This window comes from Rhodococcus sp. NPDC057529, from assembly GCF_042802055.1.
Lineage (GTDB): Bacteria > Actinomycetota > Actinomycetes > Mycobacteriales > Mycobacteriaceae > Rhodococcus_F.
This window is the reverse complement of sequence record NZ_JBHVEY010000001.1, coordinates 676,076-682,416: the sequence shown is the minus strand read 5'-3', so window position 1 is coordinate 682,416 and position 6,341 is coordinate 676,076. Positions and strand designations below refer to the sequence as shown.

Here is a 6,341-nt window from a genome sequence, read left to right as displayed (position 1 = left end):
GGGTGGCGAAAAAGCAAGACCGTGAAAAAAAACACCCATGTGGGGATGCTTGGGGTTTCTTTTGTGTCTTTGGTGGTTCCCCCCCCCCGCCCCCACCACTTCGATCCCCCGGGCGGCGCGCCGTGCCGGGGGTGCTGTTTTCCCGGTCACTGTCTGCGCACTAGACTCTGGCCCCGCGCCCCTATAGCTCAGTTGGTAGAGCTACGGACTTTTAATCCGCAGGTCGTAGGTTCGAGCCCTACTGGGGGCACCGTCCCGACCAGGTTCATCCTGGTCGGGTAGTGCGACTGACGCGTTCGGAGCGGTGGAGTGGTCACGACGTGACCACCCGCCGACCCGGCGGCGTCATCATCGTGGTCGTGGTGATGTCGAGAATCCGCGGCCGGCTCCGTCCCCGCAGTGAACACGGCCACAACGGGCCGTACCTCACCAAGGAGGTTCGCCAGTGGACGAGGCGGTACTGCGCACTCTCACCCCCGCCGTGATCGGAATCCTCGTCCGCCGCGGAGCCGACTTCGCCGCGGCCGAGGATGCCGTGCAGGACGCCCTGGTCGAGGCAGTGCGCGCGTGGCCGGACGACCCGCCGCGGGATCCCAAGGGCTGGCTGGTCACCGTGGCCTGGCGCAGGTTCCTCGATACCGCCCGCGCCCACGCCTCCCGCAGGCAGCGCGAGGAACGCATCGAGGCCGAGCCCGTGCCGGGACCGGTCGAGGCGGTGGACGACACGCTCCAGCTGTACTTCCTGTGCGCCCACCCGTCCCTGACACCGGCATCGTCCGTCGCACTCACGCTGCGCGCGGTCGGCGGCCTGACGACGCGTCAGATCGCGCAGGCCTACCTGGTGCCGGAGGCGACGATGGCCCAGCGCATCAGCCGGGCCAAGCGGACCGTCTCGGGCGTCCGGTTCAACCAGCCCGGCGACGTCGCCACGGTGCTGCGGGTGCTCTACCTGGTGTTCAACGAGGGGTACTCCGGCGAGGTCGACCTCGCCGCCGAGGCGATCCGGCTCACCCGGCAGCTCGCGGCCGCGATCGACCATCCGGAGGTCGCCGGGCTGCTCGCGCTCATGTTGCTCCACCACGCGCGGCGCCCTGCCCGGACGGGCCCCGACGGCAGTCTCGTACCCCTCGCCGAGCAGGACCGCAGCCTGTGGGACACCCGCCTGATCGCGGAGGGCGTCGACGTACTCCAGGCGGCCCTGGCCCGCGACCGACTGGGTGAGTTCCAGGCCCAGGCCGCCATCGCCGCGCTCCATGCCGACGCCCGGACGGCGGAGGAGACCGACTGGGTGCAGATCGTCGAGTGGTACGACGAACTGGTGCATCTCACCGACAGCCCGGTGGCGCGCCTCAACCGTGCCGTCGCGGTCGGCGAGGCCGACGGCCCGCGCGCCGGCCTGGCCGCACTGGCGGCACTGGACGACGCACTGCCCCGTCACGCCGCGGTGGCGGCGTATCTCCGCGAGCGGGACGGTGACCTGGCAGCGGCGGCGCGGCTCTACGCGGAGGCGGCCGACAAGGCACCCAATCTCCCCGAACGCGACCACCTCACACGGCAGGCCGCTCGGCTCAACGCGCTGCTGCGCAGCTGAGCGACACTCACCGCCCGCCCGGCGCGTCGGTCGGAGGCACCCGGATCAACCGCCGAACGGCTTCCACCGCGGTCTCTCGCCGCTGCGCCACCGTGCGCTCCCCCGACTTCTTGCCGCCGGGTGCGGTGGCCAGCGATCGGACGACGTCGGTGATCACGAGCAGTAGTTCGCCCGCGTTCCACAACGGATCGACGAACCCCTCCTGCTGACCTCGGCGAATCTCGGCGGCCTTGGGACGCAGGGCGACGATCCGCGCGTCGCTGTCCGCGATCTGTTCCCGCATCTCGAGGTCGGCCCACTCCTGCAGCCGTGCGTTCTCGGGGTGCGCCACGTAGTCGTCGAACAAGCGGCCTGCATACCCCGGCAGATCGTCGCCCCGCAGTGCCGTCTGTTCCGTGGTCTCCGCGATCCACTGCTGAATGACGGCGTCGAACAGCGCTTCCTTGCTGTCGAAGTACGCGTAGAGGCGGTCCTTGCTCGCCCGTGCCGCCGCCGCGATGCGGTTGATCCGGGCCCCGGCGACTCCGTAGCGGGCGAATTCGTCCTTGGCCGCGGCGAGGATCCGGTCGCGCGTGGCTTCTCCCGCTGATCGCATGCCGACATCCTAAATTGCCCGTTGCCGAACCAGTTGGTTCGGCGTAGCGTGCGCAGTTGACGAACAATTTGGTTCGGAAACTCGACTGCCCGTCCGCCCGAGAACCGAGGTACGACCATGGACATCGATCAGGCCCGCAGCACGTTCCACGAGCTACGCCGGCGCGATACCGGCGTCTCCCCCGACGAACTCGACGCCGTGTGGGCCGCACTCGACACCGTGCGGGCAGAGGACATCCTCGGCAGCTGGAAGGGCGACGACTTCGCCACCGGACACCGCCTGCACGACAAACTGGTCGCGAGCCGCTGGCACGGAAAGACGTTCCACTCCCCCGAGGACGCGAAGCCGTTGATCTGCCGGGACGCGGACGGCAACCTCTATTCCGACGTCGACGGCGGCAACGGCGAGGCCAGCCTGTGGAACATCGAGTTCCGGGGCGAGGTCACCGCGACCATGGTGTATGACGGCGCCCCCATCTTCGATCACTTCAAGAAGGTCGACGACTCGACGCTCATGGGCATCATGAACGGAAAGTCCGCACTGGTCCTCGACGGCGGCAGGCACTACTACTTCCTGCTCGAACGAGACTGAGCCCCAATGCAGGTCACAGCAGCGCTCTCCCGAGGACCCGATTCTCCGTTCACACTGGAGACGGTCGAACTCGACGAGCCCCGCGCGGACGAGGTTCTGGTACGGATCGTCGCCACCGGCCTGTGTCACACGGACCTCGTCACCAAGGCGGCGCTCCCCACCGCCGCCGGACCGGCCGTCCTCGGGCACGAAGGTGCCGGGATCGTGGTCGACGTCGGGGCACGCGTGAGCCGGATAGTGCCCGGCGATCACGTGATTCTCAGCTACCGCCACTGCGGTGACTGCGACCAATGCCGAAGTGCGAGTCCGGCGTACTGCGTCGACGCGCACCGCCTGAACAGTTCGGGCAGGCGCGCGGACGGCTCGGCCACCGTCACCCGGAACGGCGAACCGGTACGCGCCGCCTTCTTCGGCCAGTCCAGCTTCGCCGACCACGTTCTCGCGACGGCCGACAACATCGTCGTCGTCGACGGGTCCGTCGACCTGACCGCCGCGGCACCGCTCGGCTGCGGGTTCCAGACGGGCGCCGGTGCGGTACTGAACGTGCTCCGGCCCGGCAGCGATTCGAGTGTGGTCGTCTTCGGCGCAGGCAGCGTCGGATTCGCCGCGCTACTTTCCGCCCGATCGGTAGGTGTTGCAACGCTTTTCGCGGTCGATCCGGTGCCCGCGAGGCGTGCGCTCGCGGCGGAGGTCGGCGCGGTCGCGCTCGATCCCGGGTCGCAGGACGTCGTCGCGGCGATCCGCGCGGGAACCGGCGGCGGCGCCACCCACACGCTGGACACGACGGGGATCCCGACCGTCATCGGCCAGGCGCTGTCGTCGCTGCGGGCGCGGGGCAGCGCGGTGGTGGTCGGACTGGGTACACCCGAAGTGGCGGTGAACATTCAGGACCTGATGTTGAACGGCAAGACCCTCCGCGGCTGCGTCGAGGGCGATTCGTCCGTGCAGCAGTTCATTCCGCACTTGCTGGCGCTGCACGCCGAGGGACGGTTCCCGTTCGACCGCCTCGTCACCGAATATCGGTTCGAGGACATCAACCGCGCCGTCGCCGATCAGGCTGCGGGCACGGTGATCAAGCCCGTGCTCGTGTGGTGAATCGTCAGGGTGCGGCAGGTGACGGCCCGTCGCCGGCGGCCTGTCCGTCTTTCGCCTTCGTGTCTCTGCGCATCTCGGCCAGATCCTCACCGCGCTTGCGGTACGTGAAGCTGACTCCGGCGACGCCGAGGAACAGCACCACTCCGATGATGGCGCCGGCGAGCGACGCACCGCGGAATCCGGGCGCGTCGACGTCCATGATCCGTTCGCCGGCATGCGCCGCGCTGTTGCCGCCGAGCACCACACTGAGCGTCAGCAGATTGGGCAGCACCACAAGGACTCCGAGGACCAGCAACACGATCTGCACGGGCTTGAACCTGCGCCTGCGGAACAACCGCCACGCCCCGCGGAACAGCAGCAGGGGAAGCAGCGTGCACAGGGTGCCGAACAACAGTCCCCACAGGATGCCGCCGCCGAAGCTGCCGTCCGCCATCCCGCCCACGTTCTGCGCCCACGCCCGCGGGAGGTACGCCGCGAGGATGAAATACGCGATGACCAGCACCACCAGGAGGACGGCGATCCCGATGGCCTTCCTGGCCCACGACGGCAGCCCCGACTTCGCCGGCGTGGTGGTGGATGCGCTGTCGTCGGTCGTCATGACTGGTCTCCCTGCGTCGGCAACGGTTCTTCGTCCAGCACCTGCTTCGCCAGTCGCTTCGGCGCGACGAGCGTGTACGACGTCCTGATCCACTCACGCAGCTGTTCCCACCGGGGCCCGTCCGCGTCCGCGACGTCCACTGCGATCCAGCCGTGTCTACCGAGACCGTATCCCGCGGGCTCCGCCCCCGGTTCCGTCGCGACCACCGCTTCCGCTTCGTCGACGGTGAGCTTCACCGTCAACCGGGTGGCGTCCACGTCACTGAACACGAAGTTCTTGCCCCGCACCCGGAATGTCGGGTGCCCGTCCCACTGGGCGATGTCCACCCGTACGGCTTCGGGCAATTCGGCGGCGATCTGTTCGAGGCGGCTCATGTTGTTGCCCATGTGACGATTGTCGGCAGCACCCCGACCCACCGCAACAGGCATAACGGACATACGGGATTCACTGATGCCGGTTCTCGGCGGCCTGCCCACGGGGTGGCGATATTCACACCTGGGGTGGACCGAATTCCCAGGAGACTCGGAGCCCGGACGAAGCGCCTCCGGCACAACCGTCGACACGGCTCGAGTTCGGGCGAGGAATCTGTGGAGACCCACAAATCTGTGATCGTCCACAACTGCCCGCGCGTCGCTGTGATGATCTCTCCCTGGGATGATTACGCTGGTCACCGCACACGCAACCTCATCAGTACACTGTCATGTAACAGTTCGCCGCGTGGCGGCGACACATCCCGGAAGGTCCATTACGGATCGGTAACTTCGACGGTTCCCGGGCCGCCGACGGCGTTTACCAACCTACTTACGGTGCCGTAGGCTGAACAAAGTCAAATTTGAGCTACTGGAGGCATTACACATGGCGAGGGACCTGACCCAACTCGAACTGCTGCAGGAGTTGTCGCCGGTTGCAGAAGAGAACGTCAACCGCCACCTCTCCATGGCCAAGGAATGGCATCCCCACGACTATGTTCCGTGGGACGAAGGACGCAACTTCGCCGCGATGGGCGGCACCGATTGGGACCCCGAGCAGTCGCAACTCGACGAGGTCGCCAAGGCCGCGATGATCACGAACCTCCTCACCGAGGACAATCTGCCGTCGTACCACCGCGAGATCGCGGAGAACTTTTCGCAGGACGGCGCGTGGGGAACGTGGGTCGGTCGCTGGACCGCCGAGGAGAACCGTCACGGAATCGTGATGCGCGATTACCTCGTCGTGACCCGCGCCGTCGACCCCGTCCAGCTCGAGCGCTTCCGCATGGAACACATGACGAACGGCTTCGCATCCCCCGCCGACGTCGACGCAGGCTTCCTCCACTCCGTCGCGTACGTCACGTTCCAGGAACTCGCGACCCGCGTGAGCCACCGCAACACCGGTAAGGCGTGCAAGGACCCGATCGCGGACAAGATGCTGCAGCGCATCGCGGCCGACGAGAACCTGCACATGATCTTCTACCGCAACATGTGCGGTGCGGCCCTCGACCTCGCGCCCGACCAGGCGCTCGAGGCCGTGAACATGATCGTCCAGAACTTCCAGATGCCGGGCGCCGGCATGCCGAACTTCCGGCGCAACGGTGTCCTCATGGCCAAGCACGGCATCTACGACCTGCGTCAGCACCTCGAAGAGGTCGTGATGCCCGTCCTGCGCAAGTGGAACATCTTCGAGCGGAACGATTTCACCGCCCGCGGCGAAGAGATCCGCGAGAGCCTCGGCAAGTTCCTCGAGAACCTCGAGGGCCAGGCCACCAAGTTCGAGGAGCAGCGCGACCGCATGCTGGCCCGCGAGGCCAAGAAGCGCGAGCAGAAGGCTTCGTGACGTAAACAGTTATCCTGTGCCCGGTACCGGATTCGGTACCGGGCACACTTTTTTCCAGC

The 6,341-nt window shown here is 67.4% G+C and carries 8 protein-coding genes and 1 tRNA gene; 6 read left to right on the top strand and 3 right to left on the bottom strand.

What is annotated here, in order from left to right:
• Nucleotides 1–177: 177 nt before the first annotated feature.
• From ACFU5V_RS03130 to ACFU5V_RS03120, 3 genes are all read left to right on the top strand, one after another.
• Nucleotides 178–250, top strand: a tRNA-Lys gene (locus tag ACFU5V_RS03130).
• Between the two features lie 70 nt (nt 251–320).
• A complete protein-coding gene (locus ACFU5V_RS03125; protein WP_378441241.1) occupies nt 321–485 on the top strand; it encodes a hypothetical protein in 165 nt (54 codons plus the stop codon).
• Nucleotides 446–1,591, top strand: coding sequence for an RNA polymerase sigma factor (locus ACFU5V_RS03120; RefSeq protein WP_378441243.1), 1,146 nt, complete (start codon nt 446–448; stop codon nt 1,589–1,591). Before ACFU5V_RS03125 ends, ACFU5V_RS03120 begins: the two co-directional genes overlap by 40 nt.
• Before the next feature lie 7 nt (nt 1,592–1,598).
• Here ACFU5V_RS03120 and ACFU5V_RS03115 read toward each other — a convergent pair whose 3' ends face one another.
• Nucleotides 1,599–2,186, bottom strand: coding sequence for a TetR family transcriptional regulator (locus ACFU5V_RS03115; protein ID WP_378696714.1), 588 nt, complete (start codon nt 2,184–2,186; stop codon nt 1,599–1,601).
• Nucleotides 2,187–2,303: 117 nt separating this feature from the next.
• On the opposite strand from ACFU5V_RS03115, the gene ACFU5V_RS03110 reads away from it, so the two are divergent.
• Together ACFU5V_RS03110 and ACFU5V_RS03105 are read left to right on the top strand one after the other, a co-directional pair.
• Complete coding sequence (locus ACFU5V_RS03110; protein WP_378696712.1) at nt 2,304–2,777, top strand: DUF4334 domain-containing protein; 474 nt, start codon at nt 2,304–2,306, stop codon at nt 2,775–2,777.
• Nucleotides 2,778–2,783: 6 nt separating this feature from the next.
• On the top strand, nt 2,784–3,872 hold the full coding sequence (locus ACFU5V_RS03105) for an NAD(P)-dependent alcohol dehydrogenase (RefSeq protein ID WP_378696710.1): 1,089 nt from the start codon (nt 2,784–2,786) through the stop codon (nt 3,870–3,872).
• Nucleotides 3,873–3,876: 4 nt separating this feature from the next.
• Here the strand turns inward: ACFU5V_RS03105 and ACFU5V_RS03100 are convergent, their stop codons facing one another.
• The gene (locus ACFU5V_RS03100) at nt 3,877–4,470 is read right to left on the bottom strand and encodes a hypothetical protein (RefSeq protein WP_378696708.1); all 594 of its coding nucleotides are present in this window, start codon (nt 4,468–4,470) and stop codon (nt 3,877–3,879) included.
• Nucleotides 4,467–4,907 carry an MmcQ/YjbR family DNA-binding protein gene (locus ACFU5V_RS03095; RefSeq protein ID WP_378696706.1) on the bottom strand — a complete coding sequence of 147 codons (441 nt, stop codon included), beginning with the start codon at nt 4,905–4,907 and terminating at the stop codon, nt 4,467–4,469. Before ACFU5V_RS03095 ends, ACFU5V_RS03100 begins: the two co-directional genes overlap by 4 nt.
• 418 nt (nt 4,908–5,325) lie before the next feature.
• Between ACFU5V_RS03095 and ACFU5V_RS03090 the strand changes: the two genes are divergently transcribed.
• A complete protein-coding gene (locus ACFU5V_RS03090; RefSeq protein WP_276138161.1) occupies nt 5,326–6,282 on the top strand; it encodes an acyl-ACP desaturase in 957 nt (318 codons plus the stop codon).
• The last annotated feature ends 59 nt before the right edge of the window (nt 6,283–6,341 follow it).